The sequence below is a fragment of the Neorhizobium sp. CSC1952 genome (assembly GCF_030378245.1).
Classification (GTDB): domain Bacteria; phylum Pseudomonadota; class Alphaproteobacteria; order Rhizobiales; family Rhizobiaceae; genus Neorhizobium; species Neorhizobium oryzae_A.
The window spans coordinates 4,660,429-4,682,955 of sequence record NZ_CP128416.1 but is presented as its reverse complement, the minus strand read 5'-3'; the positions used below and the strand labels follow the sequence as shown (position 1 = coordinate 4,682,955).

31 protein-coding genes and 1 tRNA gene are annotated in these 22,527 nt (G+C 58.7%); 24 read left to right on the top strand and 8 right to left on the bottom strand.

The features are described from left to right. The first annotated feature begins 48 nt into the window (after positions 1–48). The 3 genes from QTA58_RS22735 (at position 49) to QTA58_RS22725 (ending at position 1,791) form a co-directional block, all read left to right on the top strand. On the top strand, positions 49–714 hold the full coding sequence (locus tag QTA58_RS22735) for a transcription termination/antitermination NusG family protein (RefSeq protein WP_289670960.1): 666 nt from the start codon (positions 49–51) through the stop codon (positions 712–714). 706 nt (positions 715–1,420) lie between these two features. Beyond that, positions 1,421–1,495: transfer RNA gene (locus tag QTA58_RS22730), tRNA-Ile, on the top strand. A 44-nt stretch (positions 1,496–1,539) separates the two neighbouring features. Beyond that, positions 1,540–1,791 carry a hypothetical protein gene (locus QTA58_RS22725; RefSeq protein ID WP_289670958.1) on the top strand — a complete coding sequence of 84 codons (252 nt, stop codon included), beginning with the start codon at positions 1,540–1,542 and terminating at the stop codon, positions 1,789–1,791. Between the two features lie 18 nt (positions 1,792–1,809). Here QTA58_RS22725 and QTA58_RS22720 read toward each other — a convergent pair whose 3' ends face one another. Continuing rightward, the gene (locus tag QTA58_RS22720) at positions 1,810–2,364 is read right to left on the bottom strand and encodes a hypothetical protein (protein ID WP_289670957.1); all 555 of its coding nucleotides are present in this window, start codon (positions 2,362–2,364) and stop codon (positions 1,810–1,812) included. A 72-nt stretch (positions 2,365–2,436) separates the two neighbouring features. Here QTA58_RS22720 and QTA58_RS22715 point away from each other — a divergent pair, with 72 nt between their 5' ends. Further along, positions 2,437–3,060, top strand: coding sequence for a putative metallopeptidase (locus QTA58_RS22715; RefSeq protein ID WP_289670956.1), 624 nt, complete (start codon positions 2,437–2,439; stop codon positions 3,058–3,060). On the opposite strand, the gene QTA58_RS22710 is transcribed toward QTA58_RS22715, so the two are convergent. Next, positions 3,057–3,536 carry a hypothetical protein gene (locus QTA58_RS22710; protein WP_289670955.1) on the bottom strand — a complete coding sequence of 160 codons (480 nt, stop codon included), beginning with the start codon at positions 3,534–3,536 and terminating at the stop codon, positions 3,057–3,059. The two genes, QTA58_RS22715 and QTA58_RS22710, sit on opposite strands and share 4 nt — an antisense overlap. Positions 3,537–3,578: 42 nt before the next feature. On the opposite strand from QTA58_RS22710, the gene QTA58_RS22705 reads away from it, so the two are divergent. From QTA58_RS22705 to QTA58_RS22665, 9 genes are all read left to right on the top strand, one after another. Beyond that, positions 3,579–4,043, top strand: a complete 465-nt coding sequence (locus tag QTA58_RS22705; RefSeq protein WP_289670954.1) for a DUF2280 domain-containing protein — start codon at positions 3,579–3,581, stop codon at positions 4,041–4,043. Continuing rightward, a complete protein-coding gene (gene terL, locus QTA58_RS22700; protein ID WP_341850272.1) occupies positions 4,030–5,421 on the top strand; it encodes a phage terminase large subunit in 1,392 nt (463 codons plus the stop codon). Before QTA58_RS22705 ends, terL begins: the two co-directional genes overlap by 14 nt. 9 nt (positions 5,422–5,430) lie before the next feature. Next, positions 5,431–7,305 (top strand): phage portal protein, encoded by a 1,875-nt coding sequence (locus tag QTA58_RS22695; RefSeq protein WP_289670952.1) that lies wholly within the window; start codon positions 5,431–5,433, stop codon positions 7,303–7,305. A 377-nt stretch (positions 7,306–7,682) separates the two neighbouring features. Next, positions 7,683–8,864: a DUF2213 domain-containing protein gene (locus QTA58_RS22690; protein WP_289670951.1), complete on the top strand. Its 1,182-nt coding sequence runs from the start codon at positions 7,683–7,685 to the stop codon at positions 8,862–8,864. Between the two features lie 13 nt (positions 8,865–8,877). After that, complete coding sequence (locus QTA58_RS22685) at positions 8,878–9,363, top strand: hypothetical protein (protein ID WP_289670950.1); 486 nt, start codon at positions 8,878–8,880, stop codon at positions 9,361–9,363. Positions 9,364–9,387: 24 nt separating this feature from the next. Then, complete coding sequence (locus QTA58_RS22680) at positions 9,388–10,362, top strand: DUF2184 domain-containing protein (protein WP_289670949.1); 975 nt, start codon at positions 9,388–9,390, stop codon at positions 10,360–10,362. A gap of 15 nt (positions 10,363–10,377) precedes the next feature. Beyond that, positions 10,378–10,878, top strand: coding sequence for a hypothetical protein (locus tag QTA58_RS22675; RefSeq protein ID WP_289670948.1), 501 nt, complete (start codon positions 10,378–10,380; stop codon positions 10,876–10,878). A 49-nt stretch (positions 10,879–10,927) separates the two neighbouring features. Then, on the top strand, positions 10,928–11,188 hold the full coding sequence (locus QTA58_RS22670; RefSeq protein ID WP_289670947.1) for a hypothetical protein: 261 nt from the start codon (positions 10,928–10,930) through the stop codon (positions 11,186–11,188). Further along, on the top strand, positions 11,188–11,682 hold the full coding sequence (locus QTA58_RS22665) for a DnaT-like ssDNA-binding protein (RefSeq protein ID WP_289670946.1): 495 nt from the start codon (positions 11,188–11,190) through the stop codon (positions 11,680–11,682). Before QTA58_RS22670 ends, QTA58_RS22665 begins: the two co-directional genes overlap by 1 nt. 6 nt (positions 11,683–11,688) lie before the next feature. Here QTA58_RS22665 and QTA58_RS22660 read toward each other — a convergent pair whose 3' ends face one another. Continuing rightward, positions 11,689–12,156 (bottom strand): hypothetical protein, encoded by a 468-nt coding sequence (locus QTA58_RS22660; protein WP_289670945.1) that lies wholly within the window; start codon positions 12,154–12,156, stop codon positions 11,689–11,691. A 53-nt stretch (positions 12,157–12,209) separates the two neighbouring features. Between QTA58_RS22660 and QTA58_RS22655 the strand changes: the two genes are divergently transcribed. Both QTA58_RS22655 and QTA58_RS22650 read left to right on the top strand, forming a co-directional pair. Then, on the top strand, positions 12,210–12,575 hold the full coding sequence (locus QTA58_RS22655; protein ID WP_289670944.1) for a hypothetical protein: 366 nt from the start codon (positions 12,210–12,212) through the stop codon (positions 12,573–12,575). Between the two features lie 65 nt (positions 12,576–12,640). Further along, positions 12,641–13,009, top strand: coding sequence for a hypothetical protein (locus tag QTA58_RS22650; protein WP_289670943.1), 369 nt, complete (start codon positions 12,641–12,643; stop codon positions 13,007–13,009). Between the two features lie 73 nt (positions 13,010–13,082). Here QTA58_RS22650 and QTA58_RS22645 read toward each other — a convergent pair whose 3' ends face one another. Beyond that, a complete protein-coding gene (locus tag QTA58_RS22645; RefSeq protein WP_289670942.1) occupies positions 13,083–13,589 on the bottom strand; it encodes a lipocalin family protein in 507 nt (168 codons plus the stop codon). A gap of 78 nt (positions 13,590–13,667) precedes the next feature. Between QTA58_RS22645 and QTA58_RS22640 the strand changes: the two genes are divergently transcribed. The 7 genes from QTA58_RS22640 to QTA58_RS22610 all read left to right on the top strand — a co-directional run bounded on the left by QTA58_RS22640 (position 13,668) and on the right by QTA58_RS22610 (position 19,726). Beyond that, positions 13,668–14,702, top strand: a complete 1,035-nt coding sequence (locus QTA58_RS22640) for a phage minor head protein (RefSeq protein WP_289670941.1) — start codon at positions 13,668–13,670, stop codon at positions 14,700–14,702. An 824-nt stretch (positions 14,703–15,526) separates the two neighbouring features. After that, positions 15,527–15,973, top strand: a complete 447-nt coding sequence (locus tag QTA58_RS22635; protein WP_289670940.1) for an HK97 gp10 family phage protein — start codon at positions 15,527–15,529, stop codon at positions 15,971–15,973. Positions 15,974–17,147: 1,174 nt separating this feature from the next. Next, positions 17,148–17,579 carry a phage tail terminator-like protein gene (locus QTA58_RS22630; protein WP_289670939.1) on the top strand — a complete coding sequence of 144 codons (432 nt, stop codon included), beginning with the start codon at positions 17,148–17,150 and terminating at the stop codon, positions 17,577–17,579. A gap of 3 nt (positions 17,580–17,582) precedes the next feature. Further along, positions 17,583–18,074 carry a hypothetical protein gene (locus QTA58_RS22625; protein ID WP_289670937.1) on the top strand — a complete coding sequence of 164 codons (492 nt, stop codon included), beginning with the start codon at positions 17,583–17,585 and terminating at the stop codon, positions 18,072–18,074. Positions 18,075–18,082: 8 nt separating this feature from the next. Continuing rightward, the gene (locus QTA58_RS22620) at positions 18,083–18,484 is read left to right on the top strand and encodes a hypothetical protein (protein WP_289670936.1); all 402 of its coding nucleotides are present in this window, start codon (positions 18,083–18,085) and stop codon (positions 18,482–18,484) included. Positions 18,485–18,558: 74 nt separating this feature from the next. After that, positions 18,559–18,816, top strand: a complete 258-nt coding sequence (locus QTA58_RS22615; RefSeq protein ID WP_289670935.1) for a hypothetical protein — start codon at positions 18,559–18,561, stop codon at positions 18,814–18,816. A 70-nt stretch (positions 18,817–18,886) separates the two neighbouring features. Continuing rightward, entirely contained in the window at positions 18,887–19,726 is an 840-nt protein-coding gene (locus tag QTA58_RS22610; protein WP_289670934.1) for a hypothetical protein, read from the top strand. Between the two features lie 16 nt (positions 19,727–19,742). Here QTA58_RS22610 and QTA58_RS22605 read toward each other — a convergent pair whose 3' ends face one another. The 3 genes from QTA58_RS22605 to QTA58_RS22595 form a co-directional block, all read right to left on the bottom strand. After that, positions 19,743–20,000 carry a hypothetical protein gene (locus tag QTA58_RS22605; RefSeq protein ID WP_289670933.1) on the bottom strand — a complete coding sequence of 86 codons (258 nt, stop codon included), beginning with the start codon at positions 19,998–20,000 and terminating at the stop codon, positions 19,743–19,745. Positions 20,001–20,306: 306 nt separating this feature from the next. Beyond that, positions 20,307–20,489, bottom strand: coding sequence for a hypothetical protein (locus QTA58_RS22600; RefSeq protein ID WP_289670932.1), 183 nt, complete (start codon positions 20,487–20,489; stop codon positions 20,307–20,309). Next, the gene (locus QTA58_RS22595; RefSeq protein ID WP_289670931.1) at positions 20,489–20,869 is read right to left on the bottom strand and encodes an Arc family DNA-binding protein; all 381 of its coding nucleotides are present in this window, start codon (positions 20,867–20,869) and stop codon (positions 20,489–20,491) included. The genes QTA58_RS22600 and QTA58_RS22595 overlap by 1 nt, the downstream gene beginning before the upstream one ends. Positions 20,870–20,968: 99 nt before the next feature. Here QTA58_RS22595 and QTA58_RS22590 point away from each other — a divergent pair, with 99 nt between their 5' ends. Beyond that, positions 20,969–21,205 carry an Arc family DNA-binding protein gene (locus tag QTA58_RS22590; RefSeq protein WP_289670930.1) on the top strand — a complete coding sequence of 79 codons (237 nt, stop codon included), beginning with the start codon at positions 20,969–20,971 and terminating at the stop codon, positions 21,203–21,205. A gap of 13 nt (positions 21,206–21,218) precedes the next feature. Continuing rightward, the gene (locus QTA58_RS22585) at positions 21,219–21,932 is read left to right on the top strand and encodes a phage regulatory protein/antirepressor Ant (RefSeq protein ID WP_289670929.1); all 714 of its coding nucleotides are present in this window, start codon (positions 21,219–21,221) and stop codon (positions 21,930–21,932) included. 273 nt (positions 21,933–22,205) lie between these two features. Here the strand turns inward: QTA58_RS22585 and QTA58_RS22580 are convergent, their stop codons facing one another. After that, positions 22,206–22,505, bottom strand: a complete 300-nt coding sequence (locus QTA58_RS22580; protein ID WP_289670928.1) for a hypothetical protein — start codon at positions 22,503–22,505, stop codon at positions 22,206–22,208. Between the last annotated feature and the right edge of the window lie 22 nt (positions 22,506–22,527).

Sequence of the window (22,527 nt, the reverse complement as noted above, 5' to 3'; positions counted from 1 at the left end):
ATGCAGATAGGTAATCCCGAGCGGCGGCTCGAACACGAGGGAATGAAGATGGCGGAAACAAACTGGTATGCGGTGCGCACGGTGCCTGGCTCTCAGCGGATGGCGCGTGTCCTTGAGCCGGCGAACGATGAGACGGAAGAACAGAAGGCTGACCGGGTGCGGCGCAAGGGCGAAAGCATTGTCGAGCGCAATCTGCGAAACGAAGGCATCGACGTTTACATGCCGTCGTTCTGGGCCATCACTCAGCACCAGCGGACGAACAAAATGCGGGAGAAGCGCTTCCCGCTCCTCATCGGATACGCATTCGTCAACATCCACCAGCGCGACTTTGAACGGGTTAGGGGTGTCGAGGGCGTCATGTGCTTCATGCGGCCCTCGCCGGATCGTGGCCCTATCGTCTTCAGGGATACCGATATCGGTGGCCTCATGCTCGCAGATTTCGAGAAGCAGCAGGTATGGGAGCGCGAGCGCGAGGAGCGGCTGATCAAAGCTCAGTCCTACCGTCGCAACGCGCTCAACAAGCGCCTCGGCCTGATATTCCCAAAAGGCAAGCGGAAGAAGATGCCGCTGAGGATCCTCGCCGAAGCAGCGATCGACAGCCTCTCACCTGCCAGTCGTCAACATGTTTTGTTGATTCTCAACGAACTTAAGGCCATGGACCAAGAGATGGAGGCTTGCCGCAGGAGCGCAAATCACCTATATTCCGCAGCGTGATTTGGGCGTTCAGTCGGACCTTGCTATGAGCAAAGGGAATACTCGACGGCCCACCGGGGAGAAAATCCGCCTCCCGCTCCATAGAAGAAATGCGTCCTTTGCAGTCTCATCGGAAAAGAGCAGCTGAATGCCGGCGGTACCAGTGGATCACCGCATCCCGCTGGTTCATATGGGTCCATTCACAGCCGAGAACCTCGTGCTGTCGTGTGGCGGCTGCAACCGAGAGCGCGGGCACATGTCGATTATCGAATACCTGCTGTATCGAGCGGTTCGAACCTAGTCCCTAGGCGGAAGCGGCGTAGTTGGCCGCACTCCGCGGAGCACATCGCTCGCTTCGGCAATTGCCATGCTGATCAGGTATTCAAGCATCGTGTATTGGCGAGCCCGAGCGATGGCGGAAAGCTCGATGAGCATCTGCAGTATGTAGGCTAATCTTTCGTCCGTGTTCAGATTTCTCGCTGCTTCCGGCATGGCGTCCCCTCTAACCCAGCGGTAGCAGAGTACGCCAACGCAATGGGACATCAACTCCCTATATTGAGGGTAGATTGGCAGAGATCGGGAAGGCGGGCAGTCGTTCGTGAAGATTGGGGTTCGTGCCCGGTCGTCCCTTCCCGCCTCCGTTCAACGGCAAGCCAAGGCTTGTTCGTTCTGCCGAGAGGGTGACATCTATCCCGCCCATGCCACGGCATGGCTCGGCAACCATTCACGCAGGCAGGGCAAACGGTAAGCCACGCGGCTCATAACCGCGAGATAGTCGGTTCGATTCCGGCGCCTGCAACCATTCCCGCGCCGGCGGCTTCCGGCAAATCAAAAAGGAGAAGACGCATGAGCGTACAGGCAATGTTCTACGTGAAGGAAATCAACCACCGCGCTACCGGTCAGCCTGACGCGGTGAACGTCGAGGTCAAGATGGCCGCCGCATTCGGCAGCTATCTGCAGGGCCTGCCAGAAAGCAATGGCGATTGGTCGAAGTGGACGCCGTCCGGCGAGCTTTCCATGACCATCACGAACCCGTCGGCCATTGACCAGTTCGAGATCGGCGCAGTCTATTCGCTGACCTTCGATAAGGCCAGCTGATGCAATAGGAGGCGAGGCCTACAACGGCCCGCCTCCGTTCCCATCAGGCGTCCCATAGGCGCGCTCCGGCAGTTCACGAGTATCTGGCAGACCGGCGGCCCTGGTGATCCGGCTGAGGCGGTTGATTAGCAGCATCAGCAATGAGCCGCATCCGCCTGAAAATTTGAGCTTTGGGTCGCCAATCCCCATCTCCCCCGTCATCGTGTTTCCAAAATTGTTGCACTGAAGTGAAAGCTCTGGCTCATTCAGTGAAATACCCAGGGCATGAGCAAATTTATTCCTGATCCTCCTCAGATCATCGATAACGGCGACCTCGTCACTATGCAGGATTCCAAGAGCACGTAGCATTTTTGTCCGGCTGCTAAATTCGTTCAGTGGCCCGTTCGGGCCAAAGAGCGCATCTCGCTGCCGTGGGTTAAGCGCAACGAAGTGCTCATTCAGCATTCTCATCAGAACATCGTCAATGATCGATGCCCATACCAGCACGAGACCGCGATGGGTGCCGGTGGCATTCTCAGCGTTTGCATCCGCCAGGTATCGTTGAATAAGTTCTTGAACTTCCTGTGGCGTCATTCCGCCCTCCCACATCAAACCCAAACCCGCGCAGATCAACGCATTGGTCGAGAAGAAAGGCAAGAGCCGGTGATGGCCGAAATGCCAAAACGCCCAATCCCACCGGAAGAGATGATCGAGGATACATCCATCCGCTTTGAGCCCGCTCCCGATCTGGTAGAGTGGGCCCGGTCCACCTTCATTGACGAGGCCGCCAACCTCGTAAACGAGGATCATGCTCACCTGCGCTTCGCCTCGATCGGCGCCTTATGGACGAATGTCCCCAATGGGAGACATGGCCGCCGGATCATCGGTCAGTGCGAAATGGGATTGCCGCCGGCCGGCAAGTGGTCGCGCGCCAGGACCGAGCTTCAGTTACAGCAATGGTTCGGCGACGTGCCGGACTTCCTGCTGACGTTCGATGCCCATTACGCCTCGACCTGCTCGGATGCGGAGTTTATGGCGCTGATCGAACACGAGCTATACCATGCAGGACAAGAGCGCGATGCGTTCGGCGCTCCGAAGTTTCGCCGCAACGGTAGTCCAGCTTTTGGGCTTCGGTCACATGACGTCGAAGAGTTCGTCGGCGTCGTCCGTCGTTATGGGGCAGACGCCGCAAACGTTCGTGCTCTCGTAGACGCAGCAAACCGACCGCCAGAGATATCCCGCGCCAGCACCGGCCATGTGTGCGGGACGTGTCAGTTGAAGGTGGCTTAGGCGTACCCCCATCGCGATCGGATCTGGCGGGCGACTACATTCGAAGCGTCATACGGATCATAATCCACGTTAACAGTGAAGGCGTTGGGGTCGAACCTGATGAATGGCGTCACCGGTCGCCTATTTCCAGTTAAGCAAATTCCTTCGATCCGCCATTTCGCTACGTTCACGAAATGGTCGAGATAGGCGAGAGCGTCGTGCGGGCAGGTAGTGGTAGCATCATGGCGCAGCGCGACGATGAGATGGGTAGTGTCTGCGCCTTGGATTTCTCTCTGCACCATCGCAACGAAATCAGGCGGCGGTAGAGCTTTGGGCCTCCGCTCCTGAGGAGCGCTTATCTCAACGAAGACTCTGATCTCTGCATTGTTAGAGAGTGCCAGCCGCCAGTCAGCTTGCCGGTTCCAGGCGCCAGTCAATCCCCGAATTGCCGATGACTTCCTGGTGTTAGCATCGCCGACAATTGCCCATACCTTCATTTAATCCCCCATAGCTTACCTTGACTGGAGCCTGACACACCAATGGCGAACGGAAAGTTACCGGAGGCTGTGAAAACCTTCATCGTGCAGAGCCTCGCGTGTTTTGACACGCCGTCTGTAGTCGTCGAGGCGGTCAGGAAGGAATTTGGCGAAACCATCACACGCCAGTCGGTGGAAGGCTACGACCCGACAAAGAAGGCAGGGTCCAACATCGCAGATAAGTGGCGTGCCCTCTTCGAAGAAACTCGCAAGACCTTCCTCGAAGACACTGCATCGATTGCGATAAGTCACCGGGCGGTGAGGCTTCGCGCTCTCCAGCGCATGGCCGACAAAGCCGAGACGATGGGAAACATGGGGCTCGCGGCGTCACTCTATAAGCAAGCGGCAGAGGAATCTGGCGGCGTCTATACCAACCGGCGCGAGCTGACAGGGAAGGACGGAAAGGACTTGCCGGTTCCAGTATCGCCGGTGACGATCTTCCAGTTGCCCGACAATGGCAGGGGATGAGAAGGGCGCGGCAGCCCAGACTATAATCAGGCCGCAGCCCGGGCCGCAGACGCAGTTCCTAAGCTCTCCCGCAGACATCGCCATATATGGCGGCGCGGCTGGCGGCGGGAAGACATGGGCGCTGTTGATGGAGCCGCTAAGGCACGTCAGCAATCCGGCATTCGGCGCAGTGTTTTTCCGTCGGAACCTGACGCAGGTTCGCAATGAGGGCGGTCTCTGGGACGAAAGCGAAAAGCTCTATCCTCACCTGAGCGCCACGCCGCGCTCGGCGCCGGACCTGAGTTGGACATTCCCGTCAGGAGCAGGGGTGGCGTTCGCCCACCTCGAGCACGAGAAGACGATCTATAATTGGCAGGGGTCTCAGATCCCGCTCATCTGCTTCGACGAGCTGACGCATTTCAGCGCCAAGCAGTTCTGGTACATGCTCAGCCGTAACCGTTCGATGTGCGGTATCCGGCCATATGTGCGGGCGACATGCAATCCCGACGCGGATAGCTGGGTTGCCGAATTCATTGCATGGTGGATTGATCAGGAGACCGGATTAGCCATCCCCAAGCGGGCCGGTGTTCTTCGGTGGTTCATCCGCATAGGCGATTCCATCATCTGGGCCGACAGTCCTGAGGAACTGGCCCACCATACAAACCCGCTGACTGGTGAGCCAATCCCGGCGAAGTCTGTCACATTCATTCCTGCCAAGCTCAGCGACAACGCCATGCTGATGGCGGCCGACCCCGGCTATCTCGCCAACCTCATGGCGCAGCCGACCGTTGAACGGGAACGCCTTCTCGGCGGCAACTGGAAGATCCGACCGGCGGCGGGGCTTCTGTTTCAGCGCGGATGGTGCGAGGTCGTCGATGCGATCCCTGCCGGAGTGGTCCGGTGGATGCGCGGCTGGGATTTGGCATCAACCCCGAAGACGGAAGGTAACGATCCTGACGCGACGGCCGGAACCAAGATCGGCAAGCTGGCCGATGGTCGATACATCGTCGCCCACCACTGCAGCGACCGGTTGTCACCATCCGGCGTCGAGCGGCTGATCAAGAACACCGCCGAAGCCGACGGCAAGGAAGTACATATCTCGCTGCCACAGGATCCTGGGCAAGCCGGCAAGTCACAGGTGACCAATCTCACGAAACTGCTCGCAGGCTTCACGGTCAGGGCAACACCGGAATCCGGCGACAAGGTCACGAGGTTCAGCCCGTTCTCGGCGCAGGCTGAGGCCGGTAACGTGCTCGTTCTTCGGGCTCCGTGGAATGATGGCTGGTTTACATCGCTGGAAGGCTTTCCGGAAGCGAAGCATGACGACGACGCGGACAGCACGAGCCGCGCATTTAACGCGCTGCTAAGCGCGAGCACCTACACGCTTGCCAATGTCTAAGGAACAAGAATGTCCAACGTGATCGCATTCATGCGAGATAGCTTGACCAATCTTGTTTCCCGCATGGGCACGGATCGGGACAAGGCATCCTCGTCCTTCTATGCTCACTCGGTCCTGTCGGATGAGCAGTTGATCGCGGCCTACAGCACCTCATGGCTGCCGCGGAAGATTGTCGATATTCCGGCACTGGACGCCTGCCGAAAGTGGCGTGACTGGCAGGCCAAGAAGCCACAGATCGAGGCGATCGAGGAAGAAGAGAAGCGCCTGAATGTCAAGGGCAAGATCCTTGAGGCTGCAAAGAAGGGCCGCTTGTTTGGCGGCGCTGCGGTCTATATCGGGACAGGCGAGCCGAACCCCGCCGAGCCTCTGGACGTTGAGCGCGTCAAGAAAGGTGGGCTGCGCTATCTGAACGTCATGACGCGCCGTCAGCTCGCCGCCGGTGAAAAGGAGCGCGATCCGGAGTCGGAATGGTACGGCAAGCCGAAGAACTATGTTCTCAGCGGCGCCAACGGGACACAGCTGACCATCCATCCGTCGCGCCTGGTGCTGTTCAATGGCGCCATGCCGGCAGACGATGAGATCACGACCAGCGCATGGCAGGGCTGGGGTGACAGTGTCCTGCAGTCGACGCTGGACGCGGTGAAGAACGCGGACAGCACGGCCGGGAATATCGCTTCCCTTATTTTTGAAGCCAAGGTCGATATCATCCGCGTGCCGGACTTCATGGCGAACCTCAGCAATGAGACTTATCGTCAGAAGATCATCGAACGGTACACTCTGGCCAACACCTCCAAGGGCATCAACGGCACGCTGTTGCTCGACAAGGAAGAGGAATATGAGACCAAGAGCGCGCAGCTCGCCGGTCTGACAGACATCCTCATGGCTTTTATGCAGATTGTCGCCGGTGCGGCCGATATCCCTGTAACGCGCCTTCTGGGCCAGTCACCTGCCGGAATGAATGCCACCGGCGCCTCGGACATGAAAAACTACCACGATCGCATCCAGTCGATGCAAGAGTTAGAGTTTCAGCCGGCGATGCGCCGATTGGATGAGGCGTTGGAACGGTCTGCCGGGGTGAATGACCCCAAAGTCTACTATCGCTGGTCTCCTCTGGAGCAGATGAGTGAGAAGGAGCGTGCGGACATCTTCAAGACTACGGCGGACGCCGCTCGTGCGATCGTCGGCTCCGGCACAGGGCAGGAGATCATTACGCGCGATGCCATATCAGAGGCTCTGATCAACCGATTGGTGGAAGATGGCGTCTTGCCCGGCCTCGACGCTGCTGTGAAGACGCATGGGACGCTTGGGGAAAACGAGCCCACCGAAGAGGAGATCGCAGCCTCCGTGGCTGCAGAGGCAGCGAACAGAAATAACGTGGCGCGGATGCAGGCCGCAGCGAATGACGCCGCGCCCCGGACGCTCTACATCCGCCGCGACGTGCTCAACGCCGACGATATCCGCGTCTGGGCAAAGGGGCAGGGCTTCGACACCGTGCAGGACGGCTTGCACGTCACCGTCATCCATACCCGCACACCGATGGACTGGATCAAGGTCGGCGAGGACTACTGGGGCGAAAACGGCAGGATGACGATTGCCGAGGGCGGCCCGCGCTTGATGGAGCGGTTCGGAGACGCGATCGTGCTGCAGTTCGCTTCGTCGCGCCTGACCTGGCGGCATGAGGACATCAAGCGGCTCGGCGCCGCGACTGACTTCCCCGAGTACCAACCACACATCACCATAACTTGGGCGATGCCGGAGGGAATGGACCTCTCCAAGGTTCAGCCGTACCGCGGCAAGATCGAGCTCGGCCCGGAGGTCTTCGAGGAAGTGAGGGAACTCGGCAGGGGGTTAGAAGACTACAATCAGCAGTCCCGCCCAGAATAGTGCCGACAGTTCTGCCGCTACCAGGAATCCGAATATCGTATCACTCAACTGCTCCTCCCTCAGGCAACCTCCATTGCCTGAGGGAGGATAAGCGAGAATCTAAGGTTTTGCCACCTGCGTTCTGGGGCCGTCCCTTTGAGCGTTACTCAGCTGAGCAGTGAATACATCACAGCGCCGACAGAACTCCAGAAACCGACCAGCACCAGAAACATCACAACAAGGAACAGTTTCGTCATAGTTGGATCTCCACGGTTCATACCACGACGGGGAATTTCTATTGCTGCGGTCTGCGCTTTCCATCGGTCTCAAGTCTGAGGCCAAGTAGGACTATGGCCCCAGTTGAGCGGGGCATTCGCCGAGGACAATCGAGGCAAACAATGCAACTCTTCGACACTGTCACCTTGGACGGCCTTCGCCGTACCCAGGATGGATACCTCGTTGCCGACGCTCGGGTAGCCCGTACCGGCATCCAGTTATACACCGGGCTGGAGGTTGATCCGGAGGACAAGCACGGTCTCCGCGATAAGGCGGTGGTGCGCGTGTACCGGCCCGAGGAAGAGGTCTTCGCCAAGGATGCGATGCACTCCTACGCCTACCGCCCGGTGACCGAGGATCATCCCTCGGATATGGTGACGGCTGATAACTGGAAAGAACATGCCGTCGGCCAGACCGGCGGCGAGGTCGTGCGGGACGGCGAATTCGTCCGCGTGCCTCTCGTCCTCATGGACAAGAATGCCATCGCCAAGGTCGAGGGCGGCAAGCGCGAGCTGTCCATGGGCTACTCGACCGAGCTCAAGTTTCAGGACGGCGTTACGCCACAGGGCGAGCAGTACGACGCGATCCAAACGAGCCTCAGGATGAACCACCTCGCCGTAGTCTCCGCGGCGCGGGGCGGTTCGCATTTGAAAATCGGAGACAAGTCCCAACCGAAGGAGAAGGACATGACCCTGAAGACGGTAACCGTCGATGGAATCCCGGTCGAGGTGACCGACCAGGGTGCCACGGTGATCAACACGCTGCAGCAGCGGCTTGTCGATGCCGGAAAGAAGTTCGCGGACGTAGAAACGGCACACCAGACCAAACTCGCCGACGCCGAAAAGGCCCATGCCGCCGCGATCGCCGAAAAGGACAAGGCTCTCGCCGCCAAGGATGCCGACCTCGCCAAGAAAGACGCCGAGATCGATACGCTGAAAGGCAAGATCGTCGATGGCGCTGCGCTCGACAAGCTCGTCGCCGACCGCGCCGACCTTGTCGCAACAGCAAAGGCGATCGCCAAGGATGTGAAGACCGAAGGTCTGAGCGACGCTGACATCCGTAAGGCCGCCGTCGTCGCCAAGCTCGGGGACGCCGCGGTGAAGGACAAGGCCCAGGCCTACATCGATGCGCGGTTCGACATCCTGGCGGAAGACGCGAAGAAGGCAATGAATGCCGATCCCTTCGCAAACGTGGTTCGTGACGGCCTCACTGCCGCCAGCGATGCCGACAAGGGCGTCACCGACGCCTACACGCAGATGATTGCCGACATGAAGGCCGGCAAGACTTCCGCAACGGTCAACTAAGGAGGACGCTCAGATGGCGACTTACCAGACCACCTACACCAACGCTCCTCCGAAGGGCCTGCACGGCCAGATCGCTTCCGAGGAGAAGTGCAACAAGATCAGCCGCACGGTCGAGGATGCTGCAGGCATCAAGTTCGGTACCCCGGTTCAGCGAGGCGCCGGCGATCACGGTGTCACCGCAATGTCGAGCGGCGACTTCCTCGGCATCGCTGTGCTCAATCCCGCCGTCCCGGCCAATGCCGCCAATCCGGATGCCTATCCGCAGTACTTCGCCGGGGCTTTCATGACCATGGGACCGATGTACGTCCTGGCGGGTGGGAACGTCTCCGACGGCGGCGAGGTCTTCTACAACACCTCGACGGGCCGTTACGTCGGCGCGGCGGGAGCCAATATCATCGGCCCACTGCCGGATACCTTCTTCGAAACCTCCGGCGCCAACGGCGACGTCGTCGAAATCTCCGTCCGTCTCCGTCCGGTGACGCCGGCGCCCGCGGCTTAACCGATCCCGAAAGGAACAACCACCATGAACCAGATTATTCGTCAGCCTTTCGCGGACGCGCAGGCTGCGTTCCCCTTCGTGATCTCGCAGGGGCGCAATATTGAGACCCGCATCTATCAGCGGCGCTATCCGACCTTCAACTACGGGGCGCACGTTCCCGTGGTGACCGAGGGGAACGCATGGGCCATCGGCACCATGTTCTTCACCGTAGACATCGCCGGCGAGGCCAAGTTCATCTCCGGCGCTGCGAACGACCTGCCGTTCAGCTCCGCCACTCGCGACCAGGCGGCGCATGATTATGCGATGATCGGCGCCGGGTGGGAATGGAACCTTGAGGAGGTCAACCAGTCCGCCCTCTACGGCATTCCGCTGAATGACGTGAAGGCGATGAGCTCCTCGCAGTCGATCGAGCGTCTGCTCAACTCGATTGCGATGGTCGGTTCGACCGAGAAGAACTGGACCGGCCTCATCAACAGCCCGGCCGTGTCTCGCGTCGACGTGGCAGCCAACGGCAGCGGCTCGTCGACCTACTGGTCCACCAAAACCAATGACCAGATCCTCCAGGATATCAACGATCTGCTCGGCAGCATCCGCGACAATACTCTTGAGGTCGAATGGGCCGATAGTCTCCGTCTTCCTCCTGAGGCTTTCCGCCTGCTCAACAACCGTCGCCTCGGGGCGGGGGATGGTGTGCTGAACCTTCTCGATTACCTCCGGAAGAACAACGTCTACACGGCGGAAACCGGTCAACAGCTCGACATCCAGCCGCTTCGCGAATTGGCGACGGCATCGCAGGACGGCGGCGGCCGCATGGTCGCCTATCGCCGGGACGAGGAAGTACTTCGCTTCCATCTTCCGATGCCGCGGCGTGTGCTTCAGCCTCGCCAGAAGTCCATCATGGGCTTTGAGCAGGGGGTAATCGCCCGCACCGGCGGTACCGAAATCCGGCTGCCGGGCGCAATGGCATACGGTGACGAGATCACCGCGCCGGCGGCTTGAGGGGGGACCTGATCCATGAAGGTCACGAATAACAGCAAGGCACCGCAGGGCGTCCACACGCTCCGCGGTGTCGCGTTCATCAAGCCTGGCGAGAGCAAGGACCTGGAACTGGACGAAGCACAGGCAGGCCGTGCCGCGCGGCTCAAGTTCCTCGAGATCACGGGGCGGCCTTCCGAAGCGCCGACGGTGTCCGTAAACTCGCCGGCCATCGAAATCCCGCCGAACGAAGTCGACCAGTTGCGCCAACAGCTCGAGGCGAAGAGCGCCGAGATCGAAAGGCTGACTGCTCTGGTGGCTGAGCGGGACGCCGAGATCGAAAGGCTGAAAGAGAAGGCGGCATCCGGCAGCAATGGGGACGCACCGATCGGCCCCTTCGAGGTCAAGGAGACCTCGCCCGGCTGGTTCGCAATCTTCGGTGCCGACGGCAAGCAGATCGGCAACAAGATGCGCGAGGACGACGCCAAAGCCTTCCAGGCGATGAGTCCCGACGATCAGGCCAAGTATCTGGCAGATTGATCTTTGGCCCGGCCGGCGACGGCCGGGCCTCCTGTCACCGGAGAGAGACATGGCAACGAACCCTTTCAACCGCGGCATGAACGTGGCGGCCGATCTCGCGCCGGTAACGCCAAATGACGGCACAGACTTGCCGGAATATGGCCGAGGCATCCGGGTTCGCCCCGATGGTGCGGCCGGTACCGTTCATTTCCGTAACAATGCCGGCGTCGAGCGGACGACGGCCATGGCCGCAGGGGAAACGATCCTCGTCGGTGTCACCCGAATTTATGCCGCAGGCACCACGGCCACCGGCATCGAGGTTCTGATCTGATGGCCGGGTATGGCACCGACGACGGGTTCAAGGCCTATGCCGAAGCCGCCGGCTATGTCATCCCTGACGGTACGACCGATCCCCAGATCGCCGCCGCTCGCCAACGCGGGGCGCTGTTCATCGATCGGTACGAACCGAAATTCCCCGGCACTCGCACCGACGGTTATCAGCAGGAGCGCGCATGGCCGCGCACCGACGCCACGACGTATTACGGAGAGGCGATCCCGTCGGATGTCATCCCCACGGCCATCGTCAATGCTTCCTATGAAGCCGCCTTCCTCGAACTGACCAACCCCGGCAGCTTGTCGCCGGTGGTGACCGGTACGGCGATGGTGAAACGCGAGAAAGTTGGACAGCTTGAGGTGGAATATTCAACCTCCACTTCAACGGACATCGACGACATCGTGGCTCTCGCCACACCGGTCGTCACGGCAATCGAGGGGATGCTGTGGCCGTTCCTGATGCCATGCCTGCCTGGGATCTTAGTTGTGTGACGGGTATCAGTTCGCCGGGTACTGATACCAGACCTTTGGGCAACCGGGCGGCGGATTTTGGACCAGGCAGCGATCTGCCATCTCCTTGCCCCCCTTGGAATAGTCCGCGGTCGCAAGGTTCTTGAAGGTGATCTTGATGGTGTTGCCGCGACTTCCCTCGGTATAAGCCTCGTTTGACACCGCCAGCCCCAACGTTCCGCCCACTCCAAGAGGGATCGATTTCGCATCGGCCGAAGCGGTAGCCTTATTGGTGGACTTCGCCGCAACATTGAACTCGATGATGGCCTCGTCCGCGATCATGCCCGCTTTCGGACGATTTGCTGCTCGTTGTTGTACCTCGTACAGCGCATCGGCCACCTCGATGACCGCGGCCCTGACTGTAATGTCCGACGGTTTCGCTGTCTGGATTGGTGTAGTGCATGCGGATAGAAGCAGACCGGTCAATACTGCCGGCGCAGAATAACTAATTTTCATTTCGCCCCCCGATACTAATCGTCCTAGCAAATCAGAGCGTGGAGAATAAGTCTATGGCGACTTTCGACTATCCACGTTTGAGAATAACTGCGAAAAACATAATAACTAAGTTCGGCCAGTCCGGCGCCATCAAGCGCACCACGCCTCCCGATCCGATCTTCGGCGGCGATCCCACGGTAACAAGCTACCCCGCCGAGCTTGTGCCGATGACCTATGACCAGCGGTATATTGACGGGACGAACATCCTCACCAGCGATCGGCAGATTTACATCTCCTCGGTAGGGCTCGCGATCGTGCCCCAGGTAGGTGATATCGCGACGACCGGCGGGGTGGATTTCCACATCATCAACATGGACCCATACAATTTCGACGGCATCGTGAACGTCGTGTTCGTCTGCCAAGGTCGGGTGGCCTCGTAACCCGAACGGGGGATGTATTCTGTCTAATGATCAGAAATATTGAGCCGTTGGGGCCGGAGGGGCAAATGAAACTGGTCATCGTAAGTATTGCCGCAGTCATGCTGGGCGGCTGCACGACAGCAGAGCAGGCCGAGTTCGAACAAGCAATGTCCGCTCTTCTTATCGGCGCCGCGCACGGAATCTCGCAGGGCTCGGCTCAGGCTACACCTCGCTATTCGCCGTCGCCGACGCTTCCGGGCGCGGATGAAAACATCGCCCGAATGCAGGCGCAGATGCGAGAGAACGAATTGCGACGCCAGCGGATTATGCAGATGGATACAAGACAGCTTGTCGACTATTCCAGGTCGCAAGGCGGATACGCTCAAGGTCGAACCGGCAACATGGAATGCAATGCTATTCCAAAGCCGAAAAACAGGCTCTGCGGATATAATTAATCCGCTTCGGTAGTGTCGTGGACGGGCTCGTTTTGGCGACTTCTTCTCTATGGAAGGAGTTTAGCAAGACTGGTCATTTTTTCAGGATGGCGTCGCTCACCTCCCGCCCCGTGTGGCGCGGCCTGATGAGTTTCGTCAGGTCAAATCCCTGCCTTCGAGCTTCCGCTAGGTAGTCTTCCAGGGTGCTGTCCGAGATAGCACTTTCTCGCGCGAGCACCCAGAGAAACTTGCGATCGGGCGTGCCGACCAGTGCGACCCGGTACTTAGGATCGATCTTGAGCACCCAATAATCGCCGTCAGTGAAAGGTAACCAGCGAAGCGCAGCCGGAAGGAAGTTGACTTTCAGCTTCGCGTTCGTCTCGTCGATGGGCCTCGCTTCGCCAATCGCTTGCTTAGGACGATCGTTTTTGTCGAAGCAACGGTTGTCGACGAGGATCTTGCCGTTGGAATTGACGGAGTAATGAGCCGTGATGTCCGTCGCGGCATCATCTTCAAATCTGAGCGGTAGGCGGGCGATCTCATACCAGCGCCCCAGGTAGCGCTTGAGGTCGAGGCTCGGGATTGCTGTGACTTCGCTCATGGTTTCGGTTCTCCTTCAACGAGGACCGGCAACGCCTGCAGCGTGTTTCTGTTCCGAGGCAAGCAGATTGGATTATCTATGACCTTCGACGAGCTGCTCGACCAGTACGAGCCACGGCTTGCTGCTGCATTCCGCGAGAGCATAGAGGCGATCAAGTCGAGTATCGTTCTTGCCCGTGTGGTCGAGCGGCTTGAGCGCGGCGACATTCTCGGCGCCATCGAAGCCATGGAGCTTGATCCGGATGCCTTCTCAGCGTTGGAGATCGCGCTTCAGGACGTGTTCAACGCGGGCGGCATCAACATGGTCGAGGAACTGCCGACCAGGGGGCCGGACGGCGGTCGGGTAGTCTGGCGCTTCGGCGTCCGCAATCCGGAAGCGGAGAGAATCCTTCGGGAGCTCTCCTCGACGATGGTGACCCACATCACCGAAGATCAGCGCCAGGGCCTGCGCCAGGCGCTTGAATATGGCCTCGCGAGAGGTCTCAACCCGCGCGCCACTGCACTTGACGTCGTCGGCCGCCAGAACCGTGTCACTGGCCGGAGAGAAGGCGGTGTCATCGGCCTGACGCGCCATCAGATCGAATACATCGAGCGGGCGAGGGTAAACCTCACTTCGGGCGATCCACGGTTGATGCGGCAGTACCTCGAGCTGAAAACGCGGGACCGGCGCTTTGACCGCACCGTCCTTGCTGCCATTCGGGACGAGCGGCCAATCCCGGCCGAGATGATGCAAAAGATCATTGCCCGGTTGAATGACCGCAACCTTTTGCTCCGCGGTGAAATGCTGGCGCGCACCGAAACCATGATGGCTCTCGGATCTGCCCGGGACAATGCCATCCGCCAGCAGATCGCAGCCGGCAAGATCGAGGCCCAGGACGTGACGAAGGTCTGGCGCTCGGCCGGAGACAATCGGGTCCGACATACCCATCGTGTGCTGAACGGCAAGAGCGTCGGCGTTGATGAGGCGTTCCAGAGCCCATCGGGGGCCATGCTCCGCTATCCCGGTGACCCACAGGCGCCGATCAGCGAGATATCCGGTTGCAGGTGTCGCCTACAGTACCACATCTCGTACATTGATGCCGTGGTGCGGCGATATAAAGCGGAAATGGCTTAACTTAAACTACTGATTCAGCTATAAAAGTCGAGCCGGAAAGACGTTGGCGCGTCCGACCGGCTCTAACCGAAACGACGATCACTGGAGGATCATCGAATGGCTGAGCGATTCAAACCATGTTCCGTCGACGGCTGCAATGGCAATGCAGCGAAGCCGGGGGCCGGCAGAGGATACTGCGTCAAGCATTATCTACGTTGGCGCCGGTATGGCGACACATCTACCACCAAGATCAATAGAGAACAGACCGGAAAGCCGTGTTGCGTAGAAGGGTGCAACAAGCCGTCTGGGTATCAAGGGATGTGCCAAGCGCATTATCGGCGCGTGAAAGTGCGTGGCAGCGCATCGGATGATGCTTTGCACCCGAGGTACAAGCGGCGCATCAAGTGGCTAGAGGCCAACAAGGATTTCGACGGCGCAGACTGCCTAAAGTGGCCGTTCGGGGTGAATGATCAAGGCAGAGGCGAGGCTACATTTCAGGGCGTCAGGATGACCGCCCCGAGCATCATGTGCACATTAGCTAACGGTCCTGCTCCGACACCAGATCATGAGGCTGCGCACAGCTGCGGCAAGGGCCATGAGGGTTGCATCCATCCGAAGCATCTTCGGTGGGCAACGCGAGTGGAAAATGAGGCCGACAAGCTCCTGCACGGGACGATTAGGCGCGGTGAGGGCATCAACACGAACAAGCTCTCTGAGCGGGACGTTCACCAGATACGGTCTATTGGTAGATCAATGCGCCGCAAGGAGATAGCAGCCATGTTCGGCGTGTCACATTCCACCGTTTGGGAAATCCAGACCTACCGCTCGTGGGCTTGGCTTGCCTGATGGCAAAATTGACATTCAGCGCACAAGTGGCGGCTTTCGCAGAGAAGGTGCCCGGGGCCGTCGAAGCCGTCTTCAGGGAAAGTGTGCAGGAAGTCTCAGAGGAGATGCTTAAGCCGGTCGGGCAGGGTGGCCGTATGCGGGTGGACACCGGGTTCTTGCGGGCTTCCGCCATGGCATCAACCACGGCCATGCCGCGCATTATCGCCGGCTCTGGTCCTGTCGATGGTAAGGCATACCCATTCGATTTCGCTCAGATCGAGGCGGTGATCGCGGGAGCGGACATCACGGATACGATCTATGTCGGCTTTACCGCTGGCTACGCGGCGCATCGGGAGTTCGGTGCCAACGGTCAGCCGCCGGATGCATTCGTTCGTTCGGCGGCCCAGCAGTGGCAGACCATCGTCAATCGGAAGGCCGCTGATCTGAAGCGTCGGCTTGGGCTATAGCGTCCATCTTCTTGAGCAGAGCGGCTTGAAGGGTCGTCAGGACATGCAGAGTGGTCCGAATGGCCGTGTCGCCATGTCGGGTTTCGCCGCGCGCGCCTGCCAGAACGAGAAACGCCTGATGCAGGCGATCATAAACTTCGCTGTCGGTGAGTGGCGGCTTTTCGGACATCGATAGGGACATACACGAATGCGGATTGGTGTGGAAGCGGAAGCGACATGGAAGCCGAGGCGATAAGAAAGCTGGAGGCCGTCGACGTTGGCCTCCGTTCTGTACTTGCTTTGTAGTGGTCGTTCGCCCCTTTTCATTTCGTGGTTGGCGGCAAAGCGGGGTCAGTCCAAGGGCTTCCGCATAATGGAGATTGACCCACTTTCGCGCTATCTAGGGAGACTAACTGCACATACTCCGGTCTACATAGGTCTTGTTGCCATTGCCATTGATGTAATAGCAGCCACCCCGTGGCCCCGTAATGTAAAGCCGAGATGGGGCAGAAGGAGCTACAACGGGAGGCGTGTAGAGAGGTGTAGGGCTTACAGGTGCTGGCGCGGTCGGATACACCTGCGCAGTAACAGGGACGCCGTAGCGGGTCACAGTGGGCGCCGCTGGATAACCTCCGCCATACCCGCCGGGCCGAACGGAAGCCGCACGGTTGCCGCAAAGATTCCCGGCTGCGTCGCGTTGCCATGAGTATTGGCAGTTGCCTTGGTATGTCGGAGGAGGGCGGTAATAAGTGTTGGTTGAAGCACACCCGTTGGAACATACCGCAGCAGCTGCACCAATTAGCGCAACGGCGGCAAGGGCTGCCGCAGCTTGGTTCTGTTGTTGGACCATCGGCGGGCAGTCGAAGGGATTGAGGCCGCGACGATTAAGTTCCGCTAGGATCTGCTGCTGGAGAACGGGGTCTGGTGTTTCGAGATAGGTTCGACAGAGGTTTACCTTTGGCACTTGCCGGGGGTTCTGCGCCATCTCCGTTGGCGTCGTTGTGCAACTCGATAATGCAATAGCTACCGCAGCGGCTATGCTCAGCCGCGCAAACGAAACGAACGTCACGTTTAATCCCCCGATTGCCCGCGGGAGATCATGGCACAACTTTACCAAGAGTCGAGTGTGTAGTTAGCGAATGGTAAATGATGGCAGAGGCGGTTCTTCGGAGCCGCCTTTTTCTTTGAGGTTTTGATGCTAACAGGAACAGAAGCCTGCATCTTCAAGGCGATGATGGATCATCTGACGATGCTGACCTTCACGCCCGCGATGCCCATTGCCGGCGCGAACGTGACGTTCCCGCCTGCGGGGCAACCGACGCCGAGCAAGTACCTCCGGCTGGCATTCATGCCGAACCGGCCGATCCCGTACCCGATCGGTGACGACCCGGAACCACGGCAAGGCATCCTTCAGGTTTCGGTCATCTGGACGAAGGGGAGCGGCATCATCGATCCGCTCAGAGTGGCCGGGCAGATCATCGACCACTTCAAGAACCAGACACTATTCGCCACTGGCGTGAAGATCACGATCAGCAGCGAGCCTTGGGCCGTCGGCCCGCTCATCGAGGACGCTTCAGTCCAGATACCCGTCACCATCCCTTACATCGCCTTTCCACAGGAGGCTTGAGCCATGGCGAACAAAAGCACGAAGAAGGGCAGCAAGGTCTATGTCTGCGCCACTGCCCAGAATGAGGACCTCGATCAGGCAGGCTTTGAGGGCCTGACCTGGGTGCAGGTGGGTAAAGTAGGGAACATCGGGGACTTCGGTGCCGACAGTACCATGAACTCGTACAATACCTTGGACGAGGCCGTGACGCAGAAGCAGAAGGGCACGGCGAATGCCGGCGATCCGCAGATCGAGATGGCGGATATCGCCGACGATCCGGGCCAGGTGATCCTCCGCACGTTCGGCGATCCGCTGAACCAGAACAACTTGGCCATCAAGATCGAGCGCAACGACAAGCCGCAGGCCGGCTGGTCGAATACGATCCTGTATAGCCGTGGCGTCGTGTCCGGCCCGCTGTATCCCGGTGGCGGTTCCGACGACTTCGAACTCGCCCGCTACACGATCGGCCTCAACCAGCTCCCGATCCGCGTCAATCCCGAAGATCTGACCCCGTAAGGTGATCCATGGATATTTCCAAGCTCGTCAACTCCGAAGACCTTTTCGAACTGAAGCTCGTCGATCCGGCGACGGAGGAACCGCTCGGCATCACCTTCATGATCCGCTCCTCCGAGAGCAACGAGGTCAAGAAGATCGTCCGGCAGCATTCCGACAAGTTCCTCGCCAGCCGGAAGAAGAAGCTGACGTCCGCAAAAGTCGAGGAGGAATACCTCGACCGCGCCGCCGCTTCTGTCGCCTCCTGGGATTGGGGCGGTCACACGTGGAAGGGCGAGAAGCCCGAACTCACCTTCGAGAAGGCGCGCGAGGTCGTCGAGGAGGCAGGCTGGATCTACGATCAGGTCTCGGCAGCCAGCGAGGACCGCGCAAATTTTACGAAGAGCTCGGCGAAAGGCTCTGCGAAGCCGTAGCCATCACGGCGCGGTACGATTGCGTTCGGGACAAGGAAGGCGAGACCCGGCGCGAACGCAACGAAGCTTTCGAGGTGGAAAGCCCTGAAGCAGATATCCCCGATGCCGGCGCCTTCCTCTGGGAATGGTTTTGGGAGATCAGGGCAGGGCAGGCGTCAGGGTTCAACGGCGCCAGCCCTGTTTCGAATTCCGAGCTTCTGGCGTGGCTCCAGGTCACCGGCAACATCCTTCGGCGAGAGGAAGTCGCGATCATCCGGGCTATGGATAGCCGGTATGTTACCGAGATCGACAAGGAAGCAGAGGCGATAAGGGAGCGGGAGGCGAACGAATAACGCCAACGGGCGGAGGCGATTTAACGATAGGATGTGTTTTAACATCCGGGCTTCTTCTTGAGATGGACAAATGTATAGAATTTCCTATTCTCAACTCATGGGGGAACAGAAGGCGATACTTACACTGAAACTCGACACGGAGGAGCCGGTCGAACTGCGCGATTTTGTCGGCGCCTTCACGTCATTGGCGAATGAGTTCGAGCGGTTCATTGACGCAGAGTTTCCCGACGCTCACAGCGATCCAAAGATGTTTGTTCGCGAGGTACGGCGCGGGAGCATCGAGGCGGATATCCTAACCGGTCTTACCATCGCCGTGGCTCACCTCGACCAAGTCATGGTCCTGGAAGACTTCATTCGGCGATGGGGCGAGCGATTTAAGGCACTTGTTTCTGGCAACTACGCGCCGGGGCAGTTGGAAACTACGTCAGAGCTAAAAGATTGGGCAGATACCGTTAGATCAATAGCTGCCGACCCAATCGCCTCTCATCGGCTGCAGGTCGCGAAGTTCGAAGACGGCAACCGTGAAATAAAGGCATCGTTTTCATTCACCACGCCTGAGGCGCGAACGGCTTTGCAGAATATCGAGGACCGCCGACAAGCGCTCACTAAACCCGACCACAACGCTCACGAGCGCGCGCTGATGGTTTTCACTCGATCTGACATAAACGATGCTGACGTTGGGAAGTCATCCGGCGAACGAGTTAGGATCGAAGAGATTTCCGAAAAATCGCTGCCGCTCATGTATGGGTCGGAAATTGCCGAAGCTCGCATCAAACATGAGATTCGTGAGGCGGACGAGAACGTCTACAAGAAGGGGTTCGTGGTGGACGTCGTTGTCAAACTGAGGAACGGCAAACCTGTGGCATATTCAGTAACCAACGTCCACGAGGTCCTAGATCTTCCGGATTGATGACCGTCCCGCAGCGCTAGTTATTCCAAGCGATGCAGATGTTCACGATGGTCAGAATTAACATGACCGCGGTCATCCCCGTGATCCACCTAGTCATGTTTCTTACTTGTTCCGTGAAGTCGAGCATGCGCTGATTTTGAACTTCGGCATCACGGCGCGCAATTTCGTCGCGGTAGAAGTTGAGGCCGACGACGGTCGAACCAGCAATTCCGTCGTACTGCTTCTTTAATTCCTCAGTTGAGGTGTTCTTTAGGTCTTCGAAGCTCAGCGCCATCTTGCCCCCTCCGCTTGTCGGTTCCAAGGAGAGCACCGGACTAACCGGAAGTCGAGTCGGGCGCCACAGGAACGAACTTGTGGATAACCGCTTGGCACCGAAAGTCGCACCATCGGGAACGTTTCCTCGGTAACTCAATTACTTAGCAGGTGGGCAACTGACTACAAATCAGTTACGGGCTGAGGATCACCAAGCACTTGGCCCTGAATGCATGTCAAATTCTGTCTGGTGGCCAGCTTACCCATGTGGGCTTGCCAAACGCGTTAGTCCGCTTCCTAATCGTGCACAGGATCGGGAGAAGGGAGGTTACCAGGCGATCTTCGCAGCGACAAGTTTAGGAACATCCAGTTGCTCGACGGTCACCTTGGCGTATCCGTCGCGGAAGCCGACGACAGCGTTGCCGGGATATTGGAGCTTATGGTCCGCCAGGTGAGGGATCAGGTCGTTTCTCGGACGGGTGGCAGAGAAGGTGAAGAAAGCCTCTGGCATCAGGGCTTGTTCTTGCGGGAGATGCGGGGAGTGTGTTCGTCCCCTGGATGAAACTCGGCGTTCCTCTCTGTGTCTTCCGCGCGGAGCCTGGAAATCTCGCTGTTCGGGTCCTCATAGTCCGCCAGGATACTAGTAAGGATCGATCTCGCCTTCCTGATCTCGTCGCGAAGGAATTCCCTCGTCGCCGCGGCCCTGTCAGGGTTTTCGAAATTGTGAGCGCTGACGTCCATGTCATCGAATGCGTATTCGAGCATGTGGACGATTTGGGAGTTCATCGACCGCCCGTTTTCCTCGGCATGACGTCTTATCCTGTCTCGCAACTCTTCTGGGAGTCTGAGCGCAATTTGAACGGAACCTTGTCCTGCACGCGGCTGCACCATGAAATTTCTCCTTTGGTGCAATTACTGTAGTTTTATGGCTTGACCGTCAATGCAATTGCTGTAGTTTCAACTACCGTAGTTGCAAAGAAAGGAGTCGAGATGGCATTAGCAACCCGCGCTTCCGAGCAGTTTGCACTTCGTTTCCCAGCGGGGATGCGGGAGCAGATCAGAGAAGTTGCAGACAAACATGGTCGATCGATGAATTCGGAGATCGTGATTGCGCTTTCGGCGCATCTAGCGGCAGCGACGGGGGGAAAGTTTGGCGACCCGACCCCCGCCGCTGCTTCAAGCAACAACGCCGCCCTGGCAGGCGGCGCGTCTATCAACCAAGGCTAACGGAGAGCCCCAGATGAATGTCGAAATGAATATCATTTCCGCCGTCGGCGGTAAACCGCTCACCATGTCGAGCCGTGAAATCGCGGAACTGTGCGGTAAACGTCATGACAACGTGATGCGCGATATCCGGACCACTCTTAACGATCTTGGGGGTCTCCTCAATTTTGAGGGCACCTATTTCGATGCCCAGGGCAAGGAGCAGAAGTGCTTCAATCTCCCGAAGCGGGAAACGCTGATCGTGGTTTCTGGCTATTCCATCGAACTTCGAGCCCGCATCATCGATCGCTGGATGGAATTGGAGCAGGGCGTATCGAAGTCACCAGGCATTGACTTCTCCGACCCGCGGATGCTGCTCGGTGTGCTGACGCACTTGCAGGGTGAAGTTGCCAAGAAGAATGAGGTGATCGCCGAGCAAGGCACCCGTCTCAAGAAGCTTGATCGTCTGGAAGGCGCAACGGGTTCGATGTGCATCAGTGATGCCGCCAAGACGCTCGGCGTCGGACGAGATTACCTGTTCCAGTTCCTTTCATCCCGCAAATGGATATTCAAACGTGCCGGCAACAAGAACTGGCTGGCTTACGATGCAATCCGAAAGGCGGGCCATCTGGAACACGACGATCATCTCTATATGGACGATCTGGGCCGCGAACGGGTTTCCACCCGCGTCCTCGTAACGGCAAAAGGGCTGGTCCGCATCGCGGAACTGCTCGAACAGCCGCTGCATTAAGGGAGGTCGTCTGATGGATCGCAGAACCGTCCTCAAAGGGGGTCTCGCTGTAGCCGCAACCGCTCACACTGCCCCTGTGGCACCCGAACGGCCATTGCCGCAGACGCCTGCGGAGACCCCGAAGGATATCATCGCTCGCCTCTCCCGGCAGATATCGGAGTTGCTGAACCACATTGATGACGTTCAGTTCGTTGGAATTCAGGCAGCACGTAACCCAAACCCGATCACGACTTTCTTCACGGTGTAAGGATTGGCCCGCTTCGGCGGGCCTTTTCACTGCATCGCCTTCAGCATATCGCGGCAAAGCTGAGGAGTTATTGCTTTCGTATCTGCCGGTTTCAGCGCGGAAACGATGATCTGCAACTTCTCCTGCGCTTCAGCGTCACTGTAGCCAGCAGCCTTCAGCCGGGTTGGAGCCTCCAACACCGCGGCATCATATGGCTTCGGATCTCCGGTCACATCCCGACACGTGTGTGCCGTGGCAATCTTAACCGCAACCGCTTGGTACGCGGCATCTTTGGTGTCAGCCGACGCGGCACCCGCGGTGATCAACAAAATCATTAGCGCTCTCATCGAATCCTCCTTCGTGGGGAGG